The sequence below is a fragment of the Gymnodinialimonas mytili genome (assembly GCF_037544085.1).
Lineage (GTDB): Bacteria > Pseudomonadota > Alphaproteobacteria > Rhodobacterales > Rhodobacteraceae > Gymnodinialimonas > Gymnodinialimonas mytili.
On sequence record NZ_JBBIFW010000001.1, the window covers coordinates 470711 to 495745 of the forward strand.

Genomic DNA, 25035 nt, shown 5'->3' on the forward strand with positions numbered 1-25035 from the left:
CGGAACGGCTTCAATGCATTGAAATTACATGTTTTGGTCGCTTTTCGTCGATCAAAGTTGCCCCTCTTGCGCCGCACCATGCGGTGAACATGCGACGCAAGTTCTGTCAGCTATGTCAGTCGAATACTGACGTTCTGGTCGCAATCCCTCCACAGTGTTTACACCTGCAAACCACACGCCTCGAACGCGGCGCGGGTGGCGTCTTTTTCCGCCTCCGTCAGATTCAACATCGGCGCACGCACCGGCCCGCCAACCTGGCCCAGCAAATCTTGCCAGTACTTCCCATGGGCCTGCGGCTTATCGGCCGGTTTTGTGCGCCGGAACGCGTCGCGCACCGGGTCCAAACTGTCACGGATTTTGCGTGCTTGTTCAAACTGACCGTCAAATGCCAAGCGCGTATAGTCGTTCATGCGCTGATCGACCTTGGATTGCAGTTGATAAGGCGGTGATGAACAGAGGTATAGCTGCCACCCAAGCTCTTCGATATTGTCCAACCAATCCACCTCTGAGGCGGTTGAGACATGGATCTTGTCGCCCGCCAGCCGGGTCAATTCGGCGTACATCGCACGGGGGACCGAGTATTTGATCGCCACAATATTCGGCAGCTCCGCGATGCGCACACAAAGCTGCGGCGACATCAGGTAGCCGGAATCCGGGTGGCTCCACATCGCAATTCCTATCTCAACTCTCTCGCACAACGCCTTATAATAATTAAACAAAATATCATCTTGGTGCGTGACGAAATGAAGAACCGGCGCATGGACGACAACGTAGTCGGCTCCGCAATTCTGGGCATGGCGGGCCAGCTCGACAACGGTGTCAAAGTTCTGGTCAGAGGCCGACATGATCGTTCCCGCCGCCCCGTTACATTCATCCACGGCGATCTCGAAATTGCGTTTGCGCTCATCAAGCGACATCGAAAAGAACTCGCCTTGTTTGCCCGCAATGAACAGACCCTGGATGTTCAGATCGTCCACCCAATGCCGGATATTGGCGCGCAATCCCGTCTCATTCAGCGCGTCATCGGGTGTGAACGGGTTCAGGCAGGCTGCCCAAATCCCGCGCATATGCTCCCGCGCGTGGTCTTTCGCATCTAAGCGGCTGTATTTCATTGTGTTTTTTCCTTTGCGCGTTGCAGCGCCGTCCAAATCCGGCACGGCGTCAAGGGCATATCGATCTCATCAATCCCAAACGGAGCCAGAGCATCCAGAACACCGTTTAAAATCGCTGCTGGTGCCCCGATCGTGCCCGCTTCGCCAATACCTTTTGCTCCCAACACATTGAAGGGGCTTGGGTTTTCTGTCGTGTGGAGAAGTAAAGCGGGGATATCCGAGGCCCTGGGCAGCGCATAGTCCATCAAGGATCCGGTCAGCAATTGTCCGTCGTCATCGTAGCGCACCTGTTCCATGAGGGCCGCCCCAACGCCCTGCGCGAACCCGCCACGCACCTGACCTTCGGCAAAAGACGGGTTCACCAGGCGCCCGGCATCGTCCAGCGCAACAACGTCGGACACGTCGATTTCACCGGTATCGGAGTCGATATGAATCGAAAGCAGATACACACCATAGCCCCAAGCCTGACCCTCGGTGACATAATTGACATCCTCTGTCAGGGGGAGGTGTTCTCCCTCCAGATGACGCGCCCGCAATTGTTCGCACGCACGATACACGGCACTGCCGCCAATTGATGTGGCCCGAGACGCGACGGCCCCGATACCGGCTGGGCAAGTGGCGGTATCTCCATAGAAAACCTCAATTTTTTCAAAAGGCACCTCTAGGATCTCCGCCGCAATTTGCGCATAGGCGGTGGCACGACCATGGCCTTGGCTGGACGATCCACTGGCGATCCGCACGGAGCCATCGCCGTTCCACGTCACGCAGGCGGTCTCGAAGCCCTCCCCGGAGGGTTCCAGATAGACCGCCAAGCCAATGCCAGCGATCTGGCCGTTGGAACGATGTGCATCTCGTCGTTTGACAAAGTCGACATATGAAGCAGAGTTTGTCACCTTGTCCAAAGCGCCGGTGTAATCGCCGGAATCCAGAAGGTTTCCGGTGGGTGTCCGCATAGGCAGAGCATTTTTCGGAACAAGGTTGCGACGGCGAATATCCAGCGGATCCATCCCGCTGACCCGCGCCGCCTTGTCCACCAGGCGTTCCATCAAACAGGCGGCTTCCGGTCGACCGGCTCCGCGATAGATACCCACAGGCGCCAGTGGGACTTGGACGGCCTCTGTTTCCAGGTCCAAGCGCGGCACATCGTAGGGGCCTGGCAGAATGCGCGCCGCATTCCATGCCGGAACCAGGCCGGAATTGGGGATCCACGCCCCCACGGGCGCGGATATCCGAGCCTGAACAGCAAGGAATCTGCCATCGCCATTCATGGCCAAACGCCCGTGACATGTCAGCCCGCGCCCATGCGTTGCGGATGCAAAATCTTCACTACGCGAAGCAATCCATCGCACCGGACGGTGGTGCCGAATGGCGGCCCAGACGGCGAACACTTCTTCCGGATAGAGCGATCCTTTCATGCCAAACGCGCCACCGACATCGGGTGCGATCACACGCAACCTGTCCGCATCCACACCCAGGATCCGCGCCAATTCCGAACGTGTTCGATGCGGAGTTTGTGTGGAATACCAAATTGTTACCTGATCTTCTTCAGGCATCACTGCAATTGCACGCCCCTCAAGCGGCGATGGTGCGACGCGGGCATGGTGGATCTGTGCGTCAACGATATAGGCCGCATCCGAAAAGGCCTGTTCGACATTTCCGCTTTGCCATCGCTGAGCGGCGACCCGCCGTGCCTCCGGCATCGACGCTTCGGTGATCTCGACCTCCAGCGCCTCGACCCCGTCTGCGGCGGCATGGGCGGTTGTGGCCAAGACGGCCGCGATGGGTTGCCCGACCCCAAAGACGGAGTCTTTTGCAAGAATGTCGTAAGGCGGGTTACACGACAGCGGCAGCACCTCGTTGATCGACAGATCCCCCAGATGGGCCACATCGACACCGGTATGGACTGCCGCAACGCCCGGCAACGCCAAGGCCGCCTCCGCCCTGATATCCACAAGATATCCACAGGCGATCGGGCTCCGCAGAAAGGCCAGATGCAGCGGATCGACCAACGGAATATCGGCGACATAACATGCCTCTCCACGCAAACGCAGAGGCGCTTCCGCATCGGGAAGAGCGGCACCGATCAGATCCGTGGGGCGGCGTATCATATCCGCAAAAAACCATGACAGCGGCGGGGCGCAAAACTCTTATTCAGGCCACAGATATCAGAAATCTGGATACCTAACCGATCCCGTGATAAGAAAAGCGGAACTCAGACCAAGGGAAATCGTGGATGAAAATCGGCATCATCGGATCGGGCGCAATCGCAACATACGTTGCCGATCAGGTCGCCCAGGATCCGGTGGCAAAGCTGACAGGTTTTGTCACGCGAACAGATCGGCCCGGCGGCGTGACGCGTTTGGCGGATCTGGGTGAAGTCGATCTGCTTGTGGATTGTGCCGGTCATCCAGGCCTATCGGCCCACGGACCCGAGGCTTTGACGGCCGGCATCGATGTGGTGACCCTATCGCTCGGGGCCTTGGCCGATGACGCCTTGTTCAACACACTGACCAAAGCGGCAGAGCGAGGCGGCGCCAAGTTGCATCTGGCAAGCGGCGCCATCGGTGCGCTGGACGTGTTGCGCGCCGCACAAGTCGGCGGGCTGACCCACGTCACCTATACCGGTCGCAAACCACCCGCCGGATGGCGCGGATCCCCTGCCGAGCACAGCCTGGACCTGGACCATTTGACCACCGCCGCCCTCCATTTCGACGGCACGGCCCGCGAAGCGGCGCTCCGCTATCCCAAAAATGCCAATGTCGCGGCGGCCGTTGCCCTGGCCGGTACGGGGTTCGACGCCACGCAGACGCAGTTGATCGCTGACCCTGAGGCCATCGGAAACAGCCATGAGATCCGAGCGGAGGGCGCATTCGGCACCTGCCATTTCACGCTGACTGGCACCAGCCTGCCCGACAATCCAAAATCATCGGCCCTGGCGGCCATGTCCGCGGTGGCAGCCTTACGCCAAGCCGCCCGTCCTTGGGGGTTTTTGTAAATGAGCCGCAGCGCCGCATCCGCCGAACGCGCCTTGGGGCGCCTTCGCCTCAAGCAATTGCAGCTTTTGATCGCTGTGGGCCAGCATGAAAACATCCGCTCTGCCGCCCAGGCGCTGCATATCTCACAACCCGCCGCGACGCGGATGATCAAGGATATGGAGGCCGATCTGGGCGCGGATCTGTTCCAGCGCACCAATCGCGGCGCCCTGCCCACGGCCCAGGGCGCGGTGCTGATCCACCATGCGCAGGTGATCTTCACGCAACTCGGCCATGCCGCGCAGGAGATGGGTGATCTGACCGATGGCGCCGCGGGTCGGGTGGTGATTGGCACGCTGGTCGCGGGGGCTGCGCAGCTATTGCCGATGGCGATCGCCCGCGTGCTGAACGACCGGCCCAATATCACCTTCAAAGTGATCGAAGGCACCAATGAAGTGCTGATGCCGCGCCTCCGCTCGGGCGAGATCGATATGGTGCTGGGCCGTTTGCCGACCCACCGTCACCGGCGCGACCTGCACCAGGAACGGCTGAGCGTCGACAGCGTCTATCTGATCGCGGGCCGGGATCATCCGCTGGCCGATCAGCGCGGCCTCAGCTTCGACGACCTGAAACCCTTTGGCTGGATCCTTCCGCCGCCCGAAACCACGCTGCGGCGGCAGATCGAAGAGGTATTTGTGGATCAGGGCCAATATCAACCGCCGATGGTCGTGGAAAGCGTCAGCTATCTGACCAATCGCACGCTACTGCAAAACAGCCAGATGATTGGCATCGCCCCGCGCCATGCGGTAGATCCCGACCGGCGTCACGGCGCGCTGGTTCGGCTGGAATACATCCTGCCCTTCGGCTCTGGCCCCACGGGCGTCACCCATCGCGGCACGGCGCATCTGTCACCTGCCGCGCAAGTTCTGCTGGAGGCGCTCAGGGCCGAGGCGGATATCCTGGCGGGCAACTAGTCGATCAGCGCGGTCGACAAGATCGGGAAATAGCTGAGCAACACCAACACACAGGCGACCGCGATCAGGAAGGGCCACAGCGCTTTCAGGATGCGGCCCGTCGGCGTTTCCCCCATCGCGCTGGCGATATAGAGCCCGACACCCACCGGCGGGGTCAGCAGGCCCAAAACCAGGTTCAACGAGATTACAACGCCAAACTGATACGGGCTGATCCCATAGCTTTCGATGGCAATGGGCAGCAGGATCGGCGTGACCAGAATGATCGCGGCGATCCCGTCGATCACCATCCCAACGAACAGCAAGACGACATTAACGATCAGCAGAAACAGGAACGGGTTTTGCGTGATCGTCGTGATGAAACTCGCCAAGCGCTGCGGCACGGCCTCGTAGATGATGACCCAGCCGAACACGTTCGCGGCAGCGATCATAAAGATGATCAGCGCCGCATTCATGGCGGTGCGGCGGAACATGTCGAACAGCTTGCTGGGGTCGAGCTCTCGATAGAGCAGCCAGCCGATCACAAACGCCACGACCGAGGCGACGGCGGCGGATTCCGTGGGTGTGGCAATGCCGCCGATGATCCCGCCAATGATCGCCGCCGGGATCAGCATGGCGGGCAAGGCCGACAAGATGGCCCGGCCCGCCTCAGGCAGGGTCAGCCAGCGGGATTTCGGAAATTGCTGTTTCAGCCCGATCAACGTGATCACCGCCGCGAAGCAGGTGGCCAGGATCAGGCCGGGAATGATGCCGGCCAGGAACATGTCGCCGATGGGGATCTGCGCCAACACACCATAGATGACGAACAGCATCGAGGGCGGGATAACCGGCGCCAGAAGGCCGCCCGCTGCGGTGGTGGCCGCCGCAAAGCCCCTGTCATAACCCTCCTCTTCCATCGTGGGGACCATGGCGCGCGCCATCACCGCGATCTGCGCCGTGGCCGAGCCGATGATGGCCGCCATGAACATATTGGCCAGCAGGTTGATATAGGCGAGCCCGCCGCGGAACCCGCCCACAAAGACCCGCGCCGCGTTGATCAGGCGGCGCGTCATGCCGCCTTCATTCATCAACTCTCCGGTCAGCATGAACAGCGGGATCGCCAGAAGGCCGTAGGACTCGATCCCCGAAAACATCCGCTGCGCGAAGCTGTCGAACAGGATCGTGTTGTCGCTTTCCCAGATATACCACATCGCCGACAGCGCCAGGACGATGGCAACCGGAACCGCCAGAAGCAGCTTGGCGAAGAACAGCGTCGGGGTCATGTCGCCGCCTCCGAGCGGGGCGCGGGCGGGCGCAGATCCAGCAATTGCGCCAGGGAATGCAGCAGCAGGCCAGCCGAGAAGATCGGCATGACCAGCCAGATGATCCATTTCCGGATACCGATTGTGCTGGTCGGTTCGGCATAGATGAAGTTGAAGGTCGCGCCCTGGAAGGCCGCCGCGTCAAAGCCAGTCTGCAGGATCTGCAACGGCATGAACCAGCGCCAGCAGAACCAGACCATGCCGCAAGCGAAGACAAAGACCAGCGCATCCACCAGTTTCGCCGCTGCCCGTTGGGCCTTGGCGGGCAGCGCATCGGTCAGGAGTGTGATCGCCACTTGCTGGCGGTGATGCACAGCGGCCGAGGCGCCCAGAAAGGTCATCCAAACCATCGCGTAGATCGCGGCCTCGTCGACCCAGAACAGCGCATTGTTCATGGACCGGGTGATGACGTTCAACAGGATCAACGCAGTGACGCCCACAGCCAGGACAGCTGCGAGCGTCAGTTCAACCCGTGCCCAAAGGGCCGAGAGACGAGATACCGGCCCCGACGGTTTTGGATCCACCTCTGCCATCTATGCCATGCCCGGGACACGGGCCGGGCTGCCCTCAATTGTAAAAGCGACCACGTCCAAGACCTTATCGCGTCATTCACATGCAAATGCCGCCCCGGTCAGCGACGGGGCGGCACCTTTCCAATCGGTTCGCAGTTATTCCAGCTCTGCCGCCGCGGCGCGCAGGCTGCTGAGCGCATCACCGGCCCGCTCGGTCCAGATCGCTTCCCAGGTGTCAATGGCATCACCGAAGAATTCCGGCCCGGCCTCTTGATAGCTGATGCCCGTGGCGCGGATGCCGTCGAGCCATTCCTGTTCACGCGCCACATAGGTATCGAGCGTGCTGTCGACGGCAGCGGCCATCAACTCACCGATCATGGCCCGGTCTTCCTCGCTCAACCCCGCCCAGACACGGGCCGAGACCAGACCGACCATCGGGAACATCATGTGGTTGGTCTGGATCATCGTATCGGCATGTTCGTAATAGCTGAGCCCCAGGATCAGCTCCGCATCCATATCGATGCCGTCCACCTGGCCATTGGCCAGCGCGTCGAAGACCGAGGGCAGCGGCATCGGTGTGGGCGCCACGCCGAACGCATTGTAGAAATCCAGGATCGGCTCAAACGGTGTGATGCGGATCTTCTGGCCCGTCAAATCCGCCGCGCTGTCCGCGCCGCCATTCGTCAGGATCTGCCGCATCCCCGCGCTGCCATAGCCCACGCCGACCACACCAACCGTGCCGGGCAATTGCTCCAGCAGCTCCCGCGCCGCGTCCGAGCGCAGGATCGCCGCGGCGTGTTCAATATCATTGGCCATGTAGGGCGCGTAGAAAGCGCCGAATTCCGGCGCGCGGTTCGACACTTCGGCAATCGTCATGAACGACATGTCCAGCGCCCCGGTCTGGAGCTGTTGCAGCATCTCGGCCTCATTGCCCAATTGCCGCGCCGGGAAGACGGTCACGCTGTGTTCGCCGCCCGAAGCTTCGTTCAGGGCCGCACCGAACTCTTCAGCGGCCAACGTCCAAACGTGGGGCGGCGGCGTGATCAGACCCAGGCGAAACTCTTCGGCGACGACACCGCTCGCCGAAAGGCCCGATACAATCATGGCAGCTCCGGCCATCAAGGCATTGCACGTCTTCATCTTCTTCTCCCTGTTACGGCCCGATACTCTGACGGTTCAGGCTTGAATTCGGCGGGCACGCCCGATGGACGGCACCGTTCCGTTATGCGCACGGTGCCGCATTTCACGGCGTCCCGCAACTTATTTTAAGCATGAAATACCTTCTACGATGGCAGCGTCACCCAGCCCTCTGGGGGTTCCTTGCCCGGATGCACCGCGCCACAGCTGCCGCAGGTCCGGGCCTCTTCCGACGCGTAGAAGGCCTGATAAACGGGTGGCAAATCCTCGACGATGCTTTTGAGATGCATCTCGGACCGGTGCACGAGGTTGCCGCAGTTGAAACAATACCATTCGATCGCATCGACGGCGCCCTCGGGACGTTTGGGCTCAATCACCAACCCAACAGAGCCTTCCATCGGGCGTTGCGGGGAGTGGCGCACATGGGGCGGCAGCATAAATACCTCGCCCTCACGGATCGGCACGTCGTAGAACTCGCCCTGATCATAGAGCTTGAGAACCATATCACCTTCGAGCTGATAGAAGAATTCCTCAACGGGATCATCGTGATAATCCGTGCGTTTATTGGGTCCGCCCACGACGGTGACCATCATATCGGTCTCTTCAAACACCATCTTGTTGCCAACAGGCGGTCTCAGCAGATGGCGATGGTCGTCGATCCAAGTTTTGAAATTGAATGCGCTGAGGCGTGGCATGGCGGCTCTCCGGTCAGGTCGCCGTAAGCCTGCGCCCATCCCTGGTATACCGGCAAGGGGGTATTTTCGAATTGGATATTCGTTTTCTGCATATCACGCATTCGGCGCCCAGCCGTGATACATCGGATGGATCTGCGGCAAAGGCAGCGCGACCTGCGCGCCGGTGCGGGCAGAATGGTAGATCGCGGTGACCAATTCGATGGAGGCCGCGCCATCCTCTAGCGTGACCGCGCGGTTGTCGGCGCCGGCCAGCGCGGCGGCGACATCGGCAAAATAGCCTTTGAACCCATCCGAGCCGGGGCGCGCCACGGCGTTGTCCAGCACCTCTTGCAAGGCCGGGTCACGGGCCGTCACGGTCCAGTCGGCCTCGCCCGGCGTGTAGGGGTTGCGCGCGGATTCGACGGTTGCCTTTTCGAACACCACCCGCAGGCGGCTTTCATCGGTGGCCGCGCCCAAGGTGATCGACGAGGTCACCAGGGCGCCACGGTCGGTCCGCATGGCAATTGCCGCGCAATCCTCTGTCTCGATGGGGTTGATCATCGTATCGGTGAGCGCTGCGACGGAGGTGATCTTGCCGCAAAGCTGCGCGGCCAGATCGTGGATATGGATCGCATGGGACAGGATGGCGCCGCCCATTTCGTGGGACCAGGTGCCGCGCCAGGGCACGGCGTAATAGCCCGCATCGCGTGACCAATGGGTTTCCAACGTGGCGACCCGCGGGGTCCCCAGATGCCCCGCTTCTGCCAGATCACGAAGGCGGCGAAAGGCAGGCCCATAGCGATACTGAAAAACCGGAAATACGCGTTTACCGGAGTCACGTTCAGCTTGCCGCAGCCGATCCACATCGGCGATGCTTCCGGCAATGGGCTTTTCGCACACCACATGCTTACCCGCGGCCAGCGCCCGCAGCGCAATCCGCACATGCAGCGCGGGCGGCAGGCAAATATCGACCACATCGATGTCAGGGTTTTCCAGCACGGCGTCGAGCGAGGCGGTGTCTGCGCCGGTTTTCTGACCAAGGCTGCGCGCATTTTCGGCGTAGATGTCGCAGACATGGCTGAGCCGCCAATCCTCGGGCAGGTTCAGTAACGCCGCCGCGTGCTGCGCGCCGATACCGCCCGCGCCCAGGATCGCGATGTTTTTCATGCCAAGGCCCCCAATTTGGTCGCCTGGGCCTGGGCCTTCAGGGCCAGCTCCATCACCTTAAACGTATGGGCCTGGGACATTGCCGTGTCGGTCCGGTTGCGGATGTCACTCGCGAGGCGTTGGAAATAGGGCAGCCCGGCATCTGATGCATCGATGTGCGCGCAACGTGTGCCATTGGCCAGGATCAGATGATCGGTGCCGTCGCGCCCGACATCGACATATTTCCGCAGCTCGATATAGCCCTCGGTGCCCAGAATTGTCAGCCGCCCATCGCCCCAAGTGGGGAGCGCATCGGGCGTGTACCAATCGACGCGGATATAGCCGCTGGCGCCATTTGCGGCGCGCAGCAGGACCTCGCCATAATCCTGCAGGCCGGCATCGTCGGGATTGGCGAAATTGCCGATGGCGCTGGTGATGATGTCCGCATCTTTTGCGCCGGTAAAATACAAAAACTGGTCAATCTGGTGCGACGCGATATCGGTCAGGATCCCGCCATAGCGCGCGGCATCGAAGAACCAATCGGGACGTGTGGGGCGGTTCAACCGATGCGGGCCCAGCCCAACGGTCTGGATCACCTGCCCGATCGCGCCCTCAGCCACCAATTCGGCAGCGCGGGTCACGGCGGGCACCTCGAACCGTTCGGAGAAATCGATGGACCAGATCCGGCCCGTGGCCTGTTGCGTCATGCGCAGGGCGTCGAGTTGATCCAATGTGGTGCAGCCGGGCTTGTCGCTCATCACATCCTTGCCCGCCTCCATTGCGCGGATGGCCAGCGCAGCGCGGTCGGCGGGGATGCCGGACAAAAGGATCAGATCGATCTCAGGATCCTCCAGCAACGCATCCGCATCATCGACCCGGGGCACGTCCGGAAACCGTTCCACAAAGCCGGGCAAGGTGCCGGGCTGCCCCGGGGTCCACCAGCCCTTGGCCACACAGCCCAACGCCTGCATTTGGCCATACATGCCATAGATGTGGCGATGATCGATCCCGAGAATTCCGATCTTTAACAAGCGCTTACTCCGCGTCGAGGGTTTGGGCCGTACCGGTTTTGGCCGAGCGTTCGATGGCACCGATCAACCGGTGGACATGCAGCGCCTCGGCCCCTGTGACCCTCGGCACCCGATTGTGGCGCACAGCGTCAACGAAATCCGCGATCAGGTCGCGGTGCCAATCGCAGGGAAAGGCCATCGGGTCGGCGCCGCCACCGGTTGTGGCACTTTCACCGATCTGTTCATGGCGCCCGTCGCGCCAGTGGATGTCCAGAACACCGGAGGCGAGCCGTACCGAGGCGCGTTCGCAATCCAGCCGGATCGATTCCGCAGCGCCGGGATAGGCCGCGGTGGACGCCACGATATGGCCCATCGCGCCGCTGGCGAAATGCAAGGCGGCGGCGGCCCAATCCTCGGCCTCCATGTCATGGGCCAGCGTGCCGGTCATCGCCTGAATCTGCGCCACCGGGCCGGTCAGCGACAGCATCAGGTCGAGCGTATGAATGGCCTGGCTGATCAACACACCGCCGCCGTCGCGCGCGTAACTGCCGCGTCCAGGCTCGTCGTAATAGGCCTGATCGCGCCACCACGGCACTTCGGCAGCCGCCACCAAGATGCGGCCGAATTCCCCGCGCGCGAGGCGCTCGGTCAACGCCTCGGAGGCGGCGCGGAAGCGGTGTTGAAACACGATGCCCAGGGGAACGCCCGCCTCACGGCACCGCGCCACCAGCGCCGCGGCGCGCGGAAAATCCCGCTCCACCGGTTTTTCCATCAGGATCGGCTTGCCCGCGCTGACGAAGAGATCGACCAGCTCCGCGCGGGCATTGGGCGGCGTCAGGATCAGCGCGGCCTGTATATCGGGGTCTTGCGCTAAAGCCGTGAGGCTCTCGGCTTCGGGGAAGCCGTGTTCGGCGCAGAAGGCCGCGCGGCGGGCCGGATCGCGGGCAAAGACACCGCGCACGACCACGTCAGGCGCAAGTTCCTTCAAGGCGCCCGCATGGGGTTTTGCGCCCATGCCGCAGCCGATGACGGCAAGGCCGAACGGGGTCATGCGTGGACCTCCGGATGGGTGAGGGCGGCGATGATGCCGCGCAGTTCGGCAAGCCCTTTGAGCCGCCCAACCGCTGGATAGCCCGGCTGACCATCTACCGCCAGATCCGACAGGATCGCCTGGCCGTGATCGGGGCGAAACGGGATCTCGGCCTCGGCGCGCCCCTCCGCACGGCGCCGCGCCTCTTCATCCAGCAGCGCACGCAGCACGGCGACCATATCGGTGCCGCCGTCCAGATGCTCATCCTCGAAGAAGCTGCAGGGATGGCCCGGTGTCTCACGGGTGACGTTGCGCAGATGCACGAAATGGATTTTCGGCGCAAGCGCGCGCACGATTTGGGCGCAATCATTGTCGGGCCTCGCGCCGAGCGAACCGGTGCAAAAGGTCATGCCCACGGCGGGGCTGTCGACCGCGTTCAGCAAATGCGCGTAATCATCGAGGGTCGAGGCGATGCGCGGCAGACCCAGCAAGGTCCAAGGCGGATCATCTGGGTGGCAGCATAGCCGCAGGCCCAGATCCTCGGCCATCGGCGCAAGCTCCGACAGGAAGTCGATATGATGCTGCCGTAATTGCTCTGCCGAGACCGCATCATAGCGTGCCAAACCCGCCTTCAAGTCGTCCAGCGACCAACGTTCGACCGCCCCTGGCAGGCCGCAAGTGATGGTCTCAGTCAGCGCCTGCGCCTGGGCTTTATCGGTTTCGGAGAACAGGTTTTCGGCGTCAGAACAGGTCTTGGCGCTGTAATCCTGCGCGGCCCCTGGCCGGGCTAAGATGTAGATATCGAACATCGCAAAGGTCGGAAGGTCGAACCGCATCGCAGTACCGCCATGGGGCCTGCGGTGATGCAACTCGGTCCGGGTCCAATCCAGAACAGGCATAAAATTATAGCAGATCGTCTGGATGCCCTCAGCAGCCAGAGCCTTGAGCGAGGCCCGGTAGCGCTGCATGTCCCCTCGCCAATCACCGCTTTGGGTCTTGATGTTTTCCGACACGGGCAGGCTTTCCACCACATCCCAGGTCAGGCCAGCCTCCTCGATCAGCTTGCGACGCTCGGCAATCGCATTGCGGGGCCATTCGGCGCCTGCCGCAAAGCCGTGCAACGCGGTCACAACGCCCTCGGCCCCCGCCTGACGCACATCCGCCAAGCTGACCGGATCCGCCGGGCCAAACCATCGCCAGGTCTGCCGCATCGCGCGCCCCTTTCCCTCTCCCGTTTCGCGGGGGATACTTGGCGAGCGGTGGCGGAGTTGCAAGGGGGGCGCATGGATCAGATCACACCGGACCGACTTTGGCGGATCCTGGGGGTGCAGCCCACCGGGGGGCGTTTGGGTCAAAGCGCTCCAGGCGTCGTCATTGAAACCGAAGTGAGCAGGATCCCCTGCACCGCGCTGATCCCCAAGACGCTGCGGAGCACCATCCTGTATTGCCACGCCCATGGGCTGCGCTTCGATATTGGCGGGCGCGAAGCGATCGATGGTCGCGGATCGCTGCAGGACCCGCCCCTGGGCCGCGCGCTCTATGAGATGGGCTTTGCCGTGATCGCCCCCGATATGCCCGGCCATGGACGACGCCAACACGAAGGCCACGAAAGCGCGCTGAGCAAGGCTGCCCATTGGCGCGGCGAAACTCTGTTCGGGCATATGATGCGCGATCTTTGTGCTGTGGTGGACATATTGCCCGCCTTGGGCCTGCCCGGCCCCATCGGCTCGGTCGGGTTTTCGATGGGGTCGTTCCTGTCGCTGTGGGTGGCCGCGATGCGCCCCGATATCGCCGCTTGCGCGCATCTTTGCGGGGTCACGTCGCTCAGCGCCTTGATCGAGACCGGGAACCACGACCTGCATGCGCCCTACCTGACAGTGCCCGGCCTGCTACCCACACTCGACCTGCCGCAAATCGCCGCGAGCCTCGCACCGCGCCCGCAATTCGTGGCGGCGGGGCTGCAAGATCCGTTGACGCCCGAAGCGACGTTGGAGCCACTTTTGCAGGCGCTGCACGAGGCGTATTCCGGCAAACCCGGCCTGACCACATTGATCGACCCAGAGGTCGGCCATGTCGAAACCCGTGCCATGCGCACCGCAGTGCTGAGCTTTTTCGACGCGCATCTGTGATCTTGAACCGCGCCACGGCGTCGCGCCTGTCCAAACCTCTTGCTATTTGAGACCAAAAGTCTCAAAAACTTGTGGGATGGTCTTACGACAGTGTCGATGTGGCCATAGGGACGCGCGCGGTGCTGCGACAAAAACATTCCGCGGCGCGCAAAGGGGAGGATGGAGTGATGGGAAAACAACCCGATTTGGAGTTGTCTCCGAAGGTATCAGACGAGATCCGTCAGACCACCTGCTACATGTGCGCCTGCCGCTGCGGGATCAACGTGCATATGAAGGAAGGCCCCGACGGCGAAAAGAAGGTCGCCTATATCGAGGGCAACCGCGATCACCCGGTGAATCAGGGCGTGCTCTGCGCCAAGGGCAGCGCGGGCATCATGCAGGTCAACGCCCCCTCCCGCCTGCGCGCGCCCCTGAAACGCGTGGGCCCGCGCGGGTCCGGTGAATTCGAAGAGATCAGCTGGGACGAAGCCTACACGATCGCCGAAGGCTGGCTGCGCCCGATCCGCGAAACCGACCCGTCGAAGCTCGCCTTTTTCACCGGTCGCGACCAATCGCAAAGCTTCACCAGCTTCTGGGCGCAGAATTTCGGCACCCCGAATTATGCGGCCCATGGCGGTTTCTGTTCCGTCAACATGGCCGCCGCTGGCATCTACACGATGGGCGGCGCGTTCTGGGAATTCGGCCAGCCCGATTGGGATCACACCAAGCTGTTTATGCTGTTCGGCGTGGCCGAAGATCACGACAGCAACCCGATCAAGATGGGCCTGGGCAAGATCAAGGCACGCGGCGCCAAGGTCATCGGCGTGAACCCGATCCGCTCCGGCTACAACGCCGTGGCCGACGAGTGGGTGGGCATCACGCCCGGCACCGATGGCCTCTTCATCCTCGCCATGGTCCATTGCCTGATGAAGGCGGGGAAGATCGATCTCGATTACCTCGCCCGCTGGACCAACGCACCGGTGCTGGTCGACAAAGAGACCGGCCTGCTGCTCCGCGATAAAGACGGCAAGGAACTGGTCATCGATCGCAAGACCGGCAAACCGACCGCCTTCGACACGCCCGGTGTCCAGCCCGACCTCTCGGCCACCCATGACGGCCATAAGCCCGTGCTCCACCACATGGCCGAGCGTTACATGGCCGATGAATACGCGCCGGAAAACGTGGCCGAGCGCACCGGCATCCCCGCCGACAAGATCCGCGCCATTGCCGCCGAACTCGCCCGTGTGGCGTTCGAGGAAAGCTTCGAGTTGCCGATCACCTGGACCGATTTCCGCGGCGAAACCCATACATCGATGACAGCGCGCCCCGTCGCCATGCATTCCATGCGCGGCATCTCGGCCCATGCCAACGGCTTCCAGACCTGCCGCGCGCTCCACGTCCTCCAGATCATCCTCGGCTCCGTCGAGGCCCCCGGCGGCTTCCGCTTTAAGCCCCCCTACCCCAAGCCCTCCAAGATCCACCCCAAACCCCATTGCAAGGTCACGCCCGGCCAGCCCCTCGACGGCCCGCATCTGGGTTTCGTGCACGGCCCCGAGGATCTCGCGCTGAAGGAAGACGGCACCCCGGCGCGCATCGACAAGGCCTATACCTGGGAAAACCCCATGAGCGCCCATGGCCTCATGCATATGGTCATCTCCAACGCCTATGCCGGTGATCCCTACAAGATCGACACGCTGTTTATGTATATGGCGAACATGTCGTGGAACTCGTCGATGAACTCGGGCGGCGTCATGCAGATGCTGACCGACACGGACGAAAACGGCGATTACGTCATCCCGCACATCATCTATTCCGATGCCTATTCGTCAGAAATGGTCGCCTATGCCGACCTGATCCTGCCCGACACGACCTATCTGGAACGCCACGATTGCATCTCGCTCCTCGACCGCCCGATCTGTGAGGCCGACGGCGCCGCCGATGCGATCCGCTGGCCCGTGATCGAGCCCGACCGCAACGTGAAAGGCTTCCAAAGCGCGCTCTGCGACCTCGGTGCACGGCTCGGCCTGCCCGGCTTCACCAACGAGGACGGCTCCCAGAAATACGCCGATTACGGCGATTACATCGTCAACCACATCCGCAAGCCCGGCATCGGCCCGCTGGCCGGGTGGCGTGGCGAGAATGGCGATCAGCATGGGCGCGGCGATGTGAATCCGGACCAACTCAACCGCTATATCGAAAATGGCGGTTTCTTCGTCAAACACGTGCCCGAAGGCGCGTCCTACATGAAGCCCTGGAACAGTGGCTACCAGGATTGGGCGGTCGAAACCGGTCTCTACGACACGCCGCAGCCCTACCTCTTCTCGCTCTATGTCGAGCCGATGCAGAAATTCCGCCGCGCCGCCGAAGGCCATGGGGACATCCAACCGCCCGAGCATCTGCGCGAACAGGTGCGCGAGAACATGGACCCGCTGCCCTTCTGGTCGGACCCCGCCCCCGCCAATCTGGTTGACGAGTATCCGATCACTGCGCTGACCCAACGGCCCATGGCGATGTACCATTCCTGGGGCACCCAAAACGCCTGGCTGCGCCAGCTTCACGGCCATAACCCGCTCTACATGCCCACCAAGCTGATGCGCGAAAACGGCCTCAAGGACGGCGATTGGGCCAAGGTCACCTCCCCCCACGGCACGATCACCGTCCCGGTGATGGAGATGGCCGCCCTCAACGAAAACACCGTCTGGACCTGGAACGCCATCGGCAAGCGCAAGGGCGCCTGGGCGCTGGATGAAAACGCACCAGAGGCCACCAAAGGCTTCCTTCTGAATCACCTGATCCACGAGCTTCTGCCGCCGAAAGGCGACGGCCACCGCTGGACCAATTCCGATCCGATCACCGGGCAGGCCGCCTGGTTCGACCTTAAGGTCCGCATCGAAAAAGCCGCTGCCCCCGCAGAATCTCAGCCCGCCTATCCGCCGATCAAATCCCCCGTGGGCAAAGGCCCCAAAGACCTCGCCTGGAAGGTCGGCACATGACCCACACCCAACTTTCAGTGGCCCCAAATACCCCGGGGGTCTGGGGGCAGCGCCCCCAGCGGGTCGACCGCGTCAGCGGGCGAAACACATGTAAAAGCAAGGTATCCCATGACCCAGCTTCCGACCAAAACCGATAAGAAACTCGGCCTCGTCATCGATCTCGATACCTGCGTCGGCTGCCATGCCTGTGTGATCTCGTGCAAAGGCTGGAACACCGAGAATTATGGCGCGCCGCTCAGCGATCAGGATGCCTATGGCGAAAACCCCACGGGCACGTTCCTCAACCGGGTGCATTCCTACGAAGTGACGCCGCTGGCCAGCTCGGCCAAGCCGCATCCGGCGGCCCAGACCATCCATTTCCCGAAATCCTGCCTGCATTGCGAAGACGCGCCCTGCGTCACCGTCTGCCCCACCGGCGCCAGCTACAAGCGCGCCGAAGACGGCATCGTTCTGGTCAACGAAGCCGATTGCATCGGCTGTGGCCTCTGCGCCTGGGCCTGCCCCTATGGCGCGCGCGAGTTGGACCAGGACGAAGGTGTGATGAAGAAATGCACCCTCTGCGTCGACCGGATCTACAACGAGAACATCCCCGAAATAGATCGCGTGCCGTCCTGCGTGCGCACCTGTCCGGCGGGCGCGCGACATTTCGGTGATCTGGGCGACCCGGACAGCGATGTGTCGAAACTGGTGGCCGAGCGCGACGGCATGGACCTCATGCCCGAACAGGGCACAAAGCCGGTCAACAAATACCTGCCGCCCCGGCCGAAGGACGATCTGCCCGAATTCGACGTCCTCGCCCCCTACCTGGAGCCGGTGGCCGAAAATCCCGGCGGCTTCATCGGATGGCTCGACAAAGCGCTGGAGAAAATCTGATGCATCCCGCCCCCTCCGTCATCATCTTCACCACTCTGTCCGGCCTTGGATTCGGCCTGCTCGTCTTCTTGGGGCTGGGAATGCCCTCTGTGACCGGTTGGACGGCCTTCTGGTTCTTCCTGATCGGCTACGTGCTGGCCGTGGGCGGCTTGTTGTCCTCCACCTTCCATCTGGGCCATCCCGAACGGGCGTGGAAAGCATTCAGCCAGTGGAAAACCTCCTGGCTCAGCCGAGAAGGCATCTGCGCCGTTGCCGCCCTGATCGTCATGGCGCTGTACGGCGCGGGCCTGGTGTTCTTCCAGAGCCAATGGGCGGTCCTGGGCTGGCTCGGCGCATTGCTGTCGCTCGGCACCGTGTTCACGACGTCGATGATCTATGCCCAGATGAAGACCGTGCCGCGCTGGCACATGCCCTGGACACCGGCAAAGTTCCTGACCCTGTCGCTGGCCGGCGGCGCGCTTCTGGCGGGGCAAGTCACGCTGGCCATCGTCCTGCTGATCCTGGCGGGCGCGATCACCCTGGCGACCTGGATCATCGGCGACGGACAATTCGCCAAATCCGGCACCGATATGCAGACCGCCACCGGCCTGGGCGCGATTGGACAGGTCAAAGCCTTCGAGCCGCCCCATACCGGCACCAATTATCTGCTGCGTGAATTCGTCCATGTGGTGGGCCGCAAACACAGTCAAAAGCTGCGCATCATCTCCGGTGTCCTGGCCTTTGCTCTGCCGATCCTGCTGCTGCTGCTGCCGTTCAGCCACGCGATCGCCGTGTTGGCCATTGCCAGCCATCTGGCGGGCGTTCTGACCGCGCGTTGGTTGTTTTTTGCCGAGGCCGAACACGTGGTGGGTCTTTATTACGGCAAGCGCTAAGGGGCCGTCTCCCGTGTCGAATGATGAAGGGCGCTCACCCGTTGCAGCGCCTTTCCCTTTGTTTCGTCAGCAAAACTGCCTATCTACGTCGAAGCATTCAATGACGAGGCCCCGATGAGTGACGCGTTTCTCGACCTGATGTTCTGGATCGTGGTCATGGTGGGCCTGTTTATCGCCCTGCGCTATCTGCAGAAACGGCGCAAGCGCGGTGCAGATGACACCCATGATAGGAATGATTAACGCGTGACCCTCACCGCCTGGAGTATCGTGGCCATTGTGATCGCGGCGACAAGCGTCGCGCCCTTTGTGATCCTGTGGATTGCCCAGCGCGCGGGAACCAACCACCGCTCTGCACCGCCTCGGATTGAAGATGACAGCTAGGCGCCCCACAGTCCAGCCCAACGCAGCCGCCCGCGGGGTTCCGCCGAGCAGGCGTGCCGCGGGATTGGCTTTGCTCCGCGCCTGTTGCAAGTTCGCCCGTAAATATCGCTTTGCACCACCAGAAAGGAATTTCCCATGCGCGCGCTTTGCCTTGCCCTGACCCTTGCCCTTGCGCCCCTCGGCGCCCAGGCGCAATCCACCGCAGAATTGGCTCAGGAATATGCCGACCTGCCCGCCGTGCAAGAGATGATGTCGGCAATGTTCTCGCCCGAGGCCTCGGCCCAGCAATTGGCCGCGACCCTGCCGCCCGGCATGACCTTGACCGACGAACAGATGAGCGAGATCGGTGTGATCATCTCCGAAGAATTGATCGATTTTCAGCCCCGTCTTGAGACCTTGATGGTGGAGGCCATGGCCGAAACCTTCACCGAGGAAGAGATCCAGGCGATGATCGATTTCTATTCGACCGAGATCGGCGCGTCGATCCTGATCCAGACCCAACCGATGTTTACCAATATCATGACGCAGCTTGGGCCTGAAATGCAGCAGCGGATGATGGGTCGGCAGGCCGATATCATGGCGATCATCACCGGCCAGTAGCCGCCACCCTCTGGCGCAGGGGCGGTCCATTCTGCCCCGGTCGATCCGCTCAGAGATCGCAGAAAAAATGCAGCAGGTGACCGGCCGGATCGGTCACCGTGAATTGCCTGAGGCCATAATCGGTGTCACCCAAGGGCCCGGTGATCGGCGCCCCGCGCGCACGAAGATCCGCCTCGACCCCATCGACATCCTCACAGAAGATCCAAAGCACAACCGGCGCGATGGGGCCCTCCACCTCGCGGTGAAACACCGCACATTCGCCCCGTGCCACCCCACCGATGCGCCCGCCCTCATGATGCCACTTGATCTCAAACCCCAGATGCGCCCGATACCAATCCTGCGCCTCGGGCACCGAGCGAACAGGCAGGGTGGGGGTGGGTTGCGACATCTCAACGGGCATATGGAAAGCTAACATCCAACCAGCCGCACCGCCAGCCACGTACGATTTCACGCCGCAAAGCCAGGCCAAAAGAGGCCATGCGCCCAAACCAACGGATGCCGCATCTTTACCGAATAAACGCTCGCGCGCTTGGATTGAGGGTGTTTGCGCAAGAAGCGGGTCGGTCGCCCAGCCGGGTTTGACTAGGCATCTCCCAACACATCATCGAATGGAGACGGGAATGCTGCTGAACGGAAAGACAATCATCATCACCGGCGCAAGCAGCGGCATCGGGGCTGCCGCCGCGAAGATCTTTGCGGCGGAGGGCGCAAAACTGGTCCTAGGAGCGCGTCGTGCTGAATTGCTTGAGGAAATCGCCAACGAGATTTCAGCCGATGGTGGCGAAGTGGACTTTCTGGCTGGGGACGTCGCGGAGGCTGGATACGCTGAAAAGCTGGTGCAACGCGCAGACACGCGCTTCGGTGGCCTTGATGGCGCGTTCAACAATGCTGGCGTAACGGGCGACATGGGCCCGATCCCCGACATGAATGAAAACAACTGGCACAAGGTGATGGCGGTGAATCTCAACAGCGGATTCTACGCGGCAAAGCATCAGATACCAGCGATGCGCAAACGCGGCGGTGGCTCGATCGTCTTCACATCCTCCTTCGTCGGGCACACGGTAGGTCTTCCGGGCATGGGGGCCTACGCCGCGGCCAAGGCGGGCCTGATCGGCATGACCCAGGTCTTGGCGGCGGAACACGGCGCTGAGAATATCCGTGTCAACGCGCTTCTGCCGGGAGGCACCATGACACCAATGGCCGGAGAGGATGCCGGTTTTCATGAGGTCGTTCGCGGCTTTCACGCACTCAAGCGGATGGCGGAGCCGTCGGAGATCGCTCAGGCGGCGCTTTTCCTCCTCTCCGATCATGCGTCTTTCGTGACAGGGAGCGCAATGATCGCGGATGGCGGAAACTCGATCAACAAACTCTGACATGTAAGAAGCGGACGCTGGTCAATCGACTGCTAGGGTCCGCTTCGCCCCGCCCAACAGACCACCGGTCTACATCAGATGCGCGAAGTCCGGGTGGGCTGCGAAGCGCCATTTTCTCAGCGGTCCGGCCATGACGTTCAGGTAGTACATCTCGACCCCATGGGGCGTGCCGCAGGGGTGGTGGCCTTTGGGCACCAACACCACATCGCCATCGCTGACGGCCATCGTCTCATCCAATGACCCATCCTCGGTGAAGACGCGCTGCACGCCGAACCCGGTGCCAGGGTTCAGGCGGTGATAATAGGTCTCTTCCAGATAGGTGATACGCGGGAAATCGTCTTCGTCATGGCGGTGCGGCGCGTAGCTCGACCAATGGCCCGCGGGCGTGAACACCTCGGTCACCAGCAGGCTGTCGGCCACGTCGCGATCCTCCATCGCGATATTGTGGATGTGGCGCAGGTTCGTGCCCTCGCCCCGCACCACCATCTCGATCCCGTCCGGCCCCAAGACTTGCGCGGGGCGGTCTCCCGTTCCGGGGGCGGAGCAGACGGCCAGCACGCAGGCGCTGACCGCCTCCACACGCCAATCCCCCGGCTGGTAGGCACAGGCGGGCGGTGTCTTTTCCCAAACGGACATCCGCGTGCCCATCTCGCCCAACCCGTCCACAACCGCGCGGCCCTCGACCAGAACAAGCACCACTTCGCGCCCGGTCTCGCCGCCCGTCGCAATCTCCCCCGGCGCCAGATGCCAGAGGTCAAACCCGACATAGCCCCACCCGGCGCTTTCCGGCGTGATCCGGTGTACGCGACCCGTGGTGCCGTTCGGTTTGACCAGAAGCTCCGCCATCAGATACCCCGCCGCGTGATCTGCGCATCCAGCGCGGCGCTGAACGCCTCCGCACTCATGCCCTCGGCCAAGCCGCGTCGGAGCAAAGCCGCCATGCTTTCCGGGGCCAGCCCGCCCACCGGCGGGTCGGTGTCGAGGTTCGTGGGAAACGCATAGCCCTCTGCCGTGCAGGCAATTGTCGCCTGACGCCGGTTCTCGGACAGGTCGCCCATCACGTCGAAAATCAGCTTCGACATCCCCACCCGGTCGACGCTCTCCATCGCGCGCCCAAAGGCGGACGAGACCTGCAACAGGTTCGCCATCCGGTGAATATCCTCGGACACATTCGCCCCCGCCGCGTGGAAAAGCGCCGGATTGAAAAACAACCCATCCCCCTTTTCCAACGGCAGTTGAATGCAATGCGCCTCGAAATGCTCCGCGAATTCGGGCCGCCGATAGGCCATGTATCCCGCCGCGAACATCTGGCTGAACGGCAGAAGTTTCGTGGGGCCGCTTGTCAGGGGCATATCGCAATGGGCCAGCGCGCCCTGTAACGTCATCACCTGGCTCAGGTCATGCACATGGGCGGGGAACTTGGCCGCCACCTCCGCCGTCTGGAACCCCAGATGGTAATCGCGATGCGCCGTCTGCGCCTGCCCGCCGGGCCGCACGACATTGACCTGCGCCGTCATCTGGAAATCCGGGCCCAACCACGCTTCGGCCACCGCCGCCACCGCAGGCGCGCCATAATAGGCGGCAAATCCCGCCGGATCCCGTTTGCAGTGCTTTTCCAGAGCGTTCCAGATCCGCGAATTGGCCCCGGCGGCGGCGAAGTGATCCGCCCCGCCGCCCTGCCCGGCCTCATCCGCTATGATCCGCTCGAAGACAGCACTCGCTGCATCAATCGCCCCGTGATCCGGCTGCGTCTGTTTCAGGACGACCGCGCCCGCCGACTTGCCCAGGACCCAGGCCCATTCGGCCAGCAATTCGGACCGCCTCGGCCCCGCCAGCACGTCCGCCAATGCCGCTATGTCGTAGATCGGCACGTTCTTCTCGACCCGGTCCGTGAAGGTCAGTTCCGACGCTTCAAGCGTGCGTGCAGTCAGCTCGGCAAACTCCACCAGCGTGCCGCTGTCGGAGGAAAAGTATCCCGTGTGCTTCATCTGTCTGTTCCCTGTTCAGACGGTTCCACCAAGCGAGCCTTCCAGCTGCGCCATTTCCTGACCGCCAGCCATCAGATCCTGCAGCTCTTCGGGCGTGATGTCGCCGCGCGTCGCCGTGCCCAAGGTCTTGCCGCGGTTCAGCACCGTGAACCGGTCGCCCACCGCCATGGCGTGCCGCACATTGTGGGTGATGAAGACCACGCCGATCCCGTTCTTGCGGACCTTGTCCACCGTCGCGAGCACGTTCGAGGTCTGGCGTACCCCAAGGGCTGAGGTCGGCTCGTCCAGGATCAGGACCTTGGCCCCGAAATAGACCGCGCGCGCGATGGCAACGGTCTGCCGTTCGCCGCCGGACAACGTGCCCACCGCCTGATCGGGCGAGCGCAGGTTGATCCCCATCTTCTTCATCTCGGCCATGGTCGTCGAATTGGCCTTGTCGAAATCGATGAAGAGACCCTTCTTCGGCTCGCGCCCCATCCAGAAATTGCGCGTCACGCTCATCAGCGGGATCATCGCAAGATCCTGATATACCGTGGCAATCCCCGCCTCCATCGCGTCGCGGGGGCTGGCGAAATTCATCTGCCTGCCCTCGAACAGGATCTCCCCGGCGGTGGGTTTGTGCACCCCCGACATGGTCTTGATGAAGGTCGACTTTCCGGCGCCGTTATCGCCCAGAAGGCAATGGCATTCGCCGGGCTTCACATCGAAACTCACCCCGTTCAGCGCGATGACCGGACCGAAATGCTTTTCGATATTCTTCATCTCGACGATGGGTTTGTCGCCGATCGGCGCGTCATGGTGAAAAGCGGTCTCACTCATCTCAACGCTCCCCGGTGATGATGCGGCGGATATAGGTGTTCAGGATCACCGCGAACAACAGGATCACACCCAGGAACACCCGGAACAGGCTCGATTCCACATCCGCGAAGAACAGGCCCTGCTGCACCACGCCGAAGATCAGCGCCCCCAACGCGGCCCCCACGACCGAGCCATAGCCGCCGGTCAGCAAGGCGCCCCCGATGACCACCGCAATGATCGCCTCAAACTCCTTCAGGATGCCCCGGTCCGCGGCGGCCGAGCCGAACTCGAACACCTGACACAGGGCAAAAACGGTCGAGCAGAAGGCGGTTGTCATGAACATGGTGATCTTCACCCGATCCACCGGCACGCCGACATAGCGCGCGGCCTGGGCATCGCCACCGGCGGCAAAAATCCAGTTGCCGAACCGCGTGCGCGTCAGAACCAGATGGCCGATGATCACCAGCGCAATGGCCCAGACGATCAGCATCGGAATGCCATCGATCACCGGCTGCCCCTCGCGCGTCCCGCGAGAGAACGTGCCGACCAACCCGATATCGGCGAGCCAGACAAACACCCAAGACATGATATCGGCGCTGAAGATCGAGGCCAGCCAATCGCCCTCGGCCGCCTCTTCAATGCCGCCGATGATGGTGCGGTTTTCCACGGTCTGGGGAATGAAGATCGTGAAGCCACGCAGAATGAACAGGAAGGCCAGCGTCACGATGAAACTCGGCAGACCGGTGCGCACGACGATGAGGCCGTTGATCGCCCCGATCCCGATGCAGATCGCGAAGGTGATCAGGATGGCCAGCCACATCGGCCAGGCCAGAACCACGCCGAACATCGCGATCATGATCCCGGCGAACCCGATCATCGAGCCCACGGACAGATCGAACTCGCCCGCCACCATCAACATGCAGGCTCCCACCGCTATGATCATGAACTGGGCCGAGATGACCGACCAGTTCATGATGCCCTGCGCGTTGAACATGCCACTGTCGCCCGCCAGAATGCCGAAGAACACGAACACCGCGACGGTTCCGATGATCCCGCCCAGCTCTGGGCGGATCAACCAGGCGCGGAGGCCTCCGATCTCCTTGATGCGTTCGTCATCCGGCCCTCCGGCCGCCGGTATTGCGCTGTCATCCGACATGATCGCATGTCCCCCTTATTTTGCGTGC

Annotated in this window: 25 protein-coding genes; 10 read left to right on the forward strand and 15 right to left on the reverse strand. The window is 62.4% G+C overall.

Annotation, left to right across the window (positions count from 1 at the left end; genetic code table 11):
• Nucleotides 1–158: 158 nt before the first annotated feature.
• Nucleotides 159–1112 carry a dihydrodipicolinate synthase family protein gene (locus V8J82_RS02255; RefSeq protein WP_339971710.1) on the reverse strand — a complete coding sequence of 318 codons (954 nt, stop codon included), beginning with the start codon at nt 1110–1112 and terminating at the stop codon, nt 159–161.
• Entirely contained in the window at nt 1109–3220 is a 2112-nt protein-coding gene (locus V8J82_RS02260) for a xanthine dehydrogenase family protein molybdopterin-binding subunit (RefSeq protein WP_339971712.1), read from the reverse strand. Before V8J82_RS02260 ends, V8J82_RS02255 begins: the two co-directional genes overlap by 4 nt.
• A 125-nt stretch (nt 3221–3345) precedes the next feature.
• Here V8J82_RS02260 and V8J82_RS02265 point away from each other — a divergent pair, with 125 nt between their 5' ends.
• The gene (locus V8J82_RS02265; RefSeq protein WP_339971714.1) at nt 3346–4107 is read left to right on the forward strand and encodes an aspartate dehydrogenase; all 762 of its coding nucleotides are present in this window, start codon (nt 3346–3348) and stop codon (nt 4105–4107) included.
• Nucleotides 4108–5058: a LysR substrate-binding domain-containing protein gene (locus tag V8J82_RS02270; RefSeq protein ID WP_339971716.1), complete on the forward strand. Its 951-nt coding sequence runs from the start codon at nt 4108–4110 to the stop codon at nt 5056–5058.
• On the opposite strand, the gene V8J82_RS02275 is transcribed toward V8J82_RS02270, so the two are convergent.
• The 8 genes from V8J82_RS02275 to uxuA form a co-directional block, all read right to left on the reverse strand.
• On the reverse strand, nt 5055–6317 hold the full coding sequence (locus V8J82_RS02275) for a TRAP transporter large permease (RefSeq protein WP_339971718.1): 1263 nt from the start codon (nt 6315–6317) through the stop codon (nt 5055–5057). The two genes, V8J82_RS02270 and V8J82_RS02275, sit on opposite strands and share 4 nt — an antisense overlap.
• Complete coding sequence (locus tag V8J82_RS02280; RefSeq protein WP_339971720.1) at nt 6314–6889, reverse strand: TRAP transporter small permease; 576 nt, start codon at nt 6887–6889, stop codon at nt 6314–6316. Before V8J82_RS02280 ends, V8J82_RS02275 begins: the two co-directional genes overlap by 4 nt.
• A 135-nt stretch (nt 6890–7024) precedes the next feature.
• A complete protein-coding gene (locus tag V8J82_RS02285; protein WP_339971722.1) occupies nt 7025–8008 on the reverse strand; it encodes a TRAP transporter substrate-binding protein in 984 nt (327 codons plus the stop codon).
• Nucleotides 8009–8151: 143 nt separating this feature from the next.
• Nucleotides 8152–8700 carry a 3-hydroxyanthranilate 3,4-dioxygenase gene (locus V8J82_RS02290; protein ID WP_339971724.1) on the reverse strand — a complete coding sequence of 183 codons (549 nt, stop codon included), beginning with the start codon at nt 8698–8700 and terminating at the stop codon, nt 8152–8154.
• 93 nt (nt 8701–8793) lie between these two features.
• The gene (locus V8J82_RS02295; protein ID WP_339971726.1) at nt 8794–9846 is read right to left on the reverse strand and encodes a Gfo/Idh/MocA family protein; all 1053 of its coding nucleotides are present in this window, start codon (nt 9844–9846) and stop codon (nt 8794–8796) included.
• Complete coding sequence (locus tag V8J82_RS02300) at nt 9843–10856, reverse strand: Gfo/Idh/MocA family protein (protein ID WP_339971728.1); 1014 nt, start codon at nt 10854–10856, stop codon at nt 9843–9845. The genes V8J82_RS02295 and V8J82_RS02300 overlap by 4 nt, the downstream gene beginning before the upstream one ends.
• Before the next feature lie 4 nt (nt 10857–10860).
• A complete protein-coding gene (locus tag V8J82_RS02305) occupies nt 10861–11886 on the reverse strand; it encodes a Gfo/Idh/MocA family protein (RefSeq protein ID WP_339971730.1) in 1026 nt (341 codons plus the stop codon).
• Nucleotides 11883–13076: a mannonate dehydratase gene (gene uxuA / locus V8J82_RS02310; RefSeq protein WP_339971732.1), complete on the reverse strand. Its 1194-nt coding sequence runs from the start codon at nt 13074–13076 to the stop codon at nt 11883–11885. The genes V8J82_RS02305 and uxuA overlap by 4 nt, the downstream gene beginning before the upstream one ends.
• Before the next feature lie 72 nt (nt 13077–13148).
• Here uxuA and V8J82_RS02315 point away from each other — a divergent pair, with 72 nt between their 5' ends.
• The 7 genes from V8J82_RS02315 (at nt 13149) to V8J82_RS02345 (ending at nt 19692) form a co-directional block, all read left to right on the forward strand.
• Nucleotides 13149–13994 carry an alpha/beta hydrolase family protein gene (locus V8J82_RS02315; RefSeq protein ID WP_339971734.1) on the forward strand — a complete coding sequence of 282 codons (846 nt, stop codon included), beginning with the start codon at nt 13149–13151 and terminating at the stop codon, nt 13992–13994.
• Between the two features lie 167 nt (nt 13995–14161).
• Nucleotides 14162–16966 carry a molybdopterin oxidoreductase family protein gene (locus tag V8J82_RS02320; RefSeq protein WP_439650026.1) on the forward strand — a complete coding sequence of 935 codons (2805 nt, stop codon included), beginning with the start codon at nt 14162–14164 and terminating at the stop codon, nt 16964–16966.
• A 108-nt stretch (nt 16967–17074) separates the two neighbouring features.
• Nucleotides 17075–17839: a 4Fe-4S dicluster domain-containing protein gene (locus V8J82_RS02325; protein ID WP_339971738.1), complete on the forward strand. Its 765-nt coding sequence runs from the start codon at nt 17075–17077 to the stop codon at nt 17837–17839.
• Entirely contained in the window at nt 17839–18711 is an 873-nt protein-coding gene (locus V8J82_RS02330; protein WP_339971740.1) for a dimethyl sulfoxide reductase anchor subunit family protein, read from the forward strand. The genes V8J82_RS02325 and V8J82_RS02330 overlap by 1 nt, the downstream gene beginning before the upstream one ends.
• 114 nt (nt 18712–18825) lie before the next feature.
• Nucleotides 18826–18951: a hypothetical protein gene (locus V8J82_RS02335; protein ID WP_339971742.1), complete on the forward strand. Its 126-nt coding sequence runs from the start codon at nt 18826–18828 to the stop codon at nt 18949–18951.
• A 3-nt stretch (nt 18952–18954) separates the two neighbouring features.
• On the forward strand, nt 18955–19092 hold the full coding sequence (locus tag V8J82_RS02340; protein ID WP_339971744.1) for a hypothetical protein: 138 nt from the start codon (nt 18955–18957) through the stop codon (nt 19090–19092).
• Between the two features lie 135 nt (nt 19093–19227).
• Nucleotides 19228–19692, forward strand: coding sequence for a DUF2059 domain-containing protein (locus V8J82_RS02345; RefSeq protein WP_339971746.1), 465 nt, complete (start codon nt 19228–19230; stop codon nt 19690–19692).
• A 49-nt stretch (nt 19693–19741) separates the two neighbouring features.
• Here the strand turns inward: V8J82_RS02345 and V8J82_RS02350 are convergent, their stop codons facing one another.
• A complete protein-coding gene (locus tag V8J82_RS02350; RefSeq protein WP_339971748.1) occupies nt 19742–20080 on the reverse strand; it encodes a VOC family protein in 339 nt (112 codons plus the stop codon).
• Between the two features lie 232 nt (nt 20081–20312).
• On the opposite strand from V8J82_RS02350, the gene V8J82_RS02355 reads away from it, so the two are divergent.
• Nucleotides 20313–21065: an SDR family oxidoreductase gene (locus V8J82_RS02355; RefSeq protein WP_339974492.1), complete on the forward strand. Its 753-nt coding sequence runs from the start codon at nt 20313–20315 to the stop codon at nt 21063–21065.
• 69 nt (nt 21066–21134) lie between these two features.
• Here V8J82_RS02355 and iolB read toward each other — a convergent pair whose 3' ends face one another.
• The 4 genes from iolB to V8J82_RS02375 are packed head-to-tail and all read right to left on the reverse strand — an operon-like array spanning nt 21135 to nt 25007.
• Nucleotides 21135–21911, reverse strand: coding sequence for a 5-deoxy-glucuronate isomerase (gene iolB, locus V8J82_RS02360; protein ID WP_339971751.1), 777 nt, complete (start codon nt 21909–21911; stop codon nt 21135–21137).
• Entirely contained in the window at nt 21911–23053 is a 1143-nt protein-coding gene (locus V8J82_RS02365; RefSeq protein ID WP_339971753.1) for a phytanoyl-CoA dioxygenase family protein, read from the reverse strand. The genes iolB and V8J82_RS02365 overlap by 1 nt, the downstream gene beginning before the upstream one ends.
• Before the next feature lie 15 nt (nt 23054–23068).
• Nucleotides 23069–23872: an ATP-binding cassette domain-containing protein gene (locus V8J82_RS02370; protein ID WP_339971755.1), complete on the reverse strand. Its 804-nt coding sequence runs from the start codon at nt 23870–23872 to the stop codon at nt 23069–23071.
• A gap of 1 nt (nt 23873) precedes the next feature.
• Nucleotides 23874–25007, reverse strand: coding sequence for an ABC transporter permease (locus V8J82_RS02375; protein ID WP_339971757.1), 1134 nt, complete (start codon nt 25005–25007; stop codon nt 23874–23876).
• Nucleotides 25008–25035: the final 28 nt, after the last annotated feature.

Excerpts from the sequence above, each read along its gene's own strand:
- V8J82_RS02255 (WP_339971710.1), bottom strand. The coding sequence starts at position 1,112 with ATGAAATACAGCCGCTTAGATGCGAAAGACCACGCGCGGGAGCATATG.
- V8J82_RS02260 (WP_339971712.1), bottom strand. The coding sequence starts at position 3,220 with ATGATACGCCGCCCCACGGATCTGATCGGTGCCGCTCTTCCCGATGCG.
- V8J82_RS02265 (WP_339971714.1), top strand. The coding sequence starts at position 3,346 with ATGAAAATCGGCATCATCGGATCGGGCGCAATCGCAACATACGTTGCC.
- V8J82_RS02270 (WP_339971716.1), top strand. The coding sequence starts at position 4,108 with ATGAGCCGCAGCGCCGCATCCGCCGAACGCGCCTTGGGGCGCCTTCGC.
- V8J82_RS02275 (WP_339971718.1), bottom strand. The coding sequence starts at position 6,317 with ATGACCCCGACGCTGTTCTTCGCCAAGCTGCTTCTGGCGGTTCCGGTT.
- V8J82_RS02280 (WP_339971720.1), bottom strand. The coding sequence starts at position 6,889 with ATGGCAGAGGTGGATCCAAAACCGTCGGGGCCGGTATCTCGTCTCTCG.
- V8J82_RS02285 (WP_339971722.1), bottom strand. The coding sequence starts at position 8,008 with ATGAAGACGTGCAATGCCTTGATGGCCGGAGCTGCCATGATTGTATCG.
- V8J82_RS02290 (WP_339971724.1), bottom strand. The coding sequence starts at position 8,700 with ATGCCACGCCTCAGCGCATTCAATTTCAAAACTTGGATCGACGACCAT.
- V8J82_RS02295 (WP_339971726.1), bottom strand. The coding sequence starts at position 9,846 with ATGAAAAACATCGCGATCCTGGGCGCGGGCGGTATCGGCGCGCAGCAC.
- V8J82_RS02305 (WP_339971730.1), bottom strand. The coding sequence starts at position 11,886 with ATGACCCCGTTCGGCCTTGCCGTCATCGGCTGCGGCATGGGCGCAAAA.
- uxuA (WP_339971732.1), bottom strand. The coding sequence starts at position 13,076 with ATGCGGCAGACCTGGCGATGGTTTGGCCCGGCGGATCCGGTCAGCTTG.
- V8J82_RS02315 (WP_339971734.1), top strand. The coding sequence starts at position 13,149 with ATGGATCAGATCACACCGGACCGACTTTGGCGGATCCTGGGGGTGCAG.
- V8J82_RS02320 (WP_439650026.1), top strand. The coding sequence starts at position 14,162 with ATGGGAAAACAACCCGATTTGGAGTTGTCTCCGAAGGTATCAGACGAG.
- V8J82_RS02325 (WP_339971738.1), top strand. The coding sequence starts at position 17,075 with ATGACCCAGCTTCCGACCAAAACCGATAAGAAACTCGGCCTCGTCATC.
- V8J82_RS02330 (WP_339971740.1), top strand. The coding sequence starts at position 17,839 with ATGCATCCCGCCCCCTCCGTCATCATCTTCACCACTCTGTCCGGCCTT.
- V8J82_RS02335 (WP_339971742.1), top strand. The coding sequence starts at position 18,826 with ATGAGTGACGCGTTTCTCGACCTGATGTTCTGGATCGTGGTCATGGTG.
- V8J82_RS02345 (WP_339971746.1), top strand. The coding sequence starts at position 19,228 with ATGCGCGCGCTTTGCCTTGCCCTGACCCTTGCCCTTGCGCCCCTCGGC.
- V8J82_RS02350 (WP_339971748.1), bottom strand. The coding sequence starts at position 20,080 with ATGTCGCAACCCACCCCCACCCTGCCTGTTCGCTCGGTGCCCGAGGCG.
- V8J82_RS02355 (WP_339974492.1), top strand. The coding sequence starts at position 20,313 with ATGCTGCTGAACGGAAAGACAATCATCATCACCGGCGCAAGCAGCGGC.
- iolB (WP_339971751.1), bottom strand. The coding sequence starts at position 21,911 with ATGGCGGAGCTTCTGGTCAAACCGAACGGCACCACGGGTCGCGTACAC.
- V8J82_RS02365 (WP_339971753.1), bottom strand. The coding sequence starts at position 23,053 with ATGAAGCACACGGGATACTTTTCCTCCGACAGCGGCACGCTGGTGGAG.
- V8J82_RS02370 (WP_339971755.1), bottom strand. The coding sequence starts at position 23,872 with ATGAGTGAGACCGCTTTTCACCATGACGCGCCGATCGGCGACAAACCC.
- V8J82_RS02375 (WP_339971757.1), bottom strand. The coding sequence starts at position 25,007 with ATGTCGGATGACAGCGCAATACCGGCGGCCGGAGGGCCGGATGACGAA.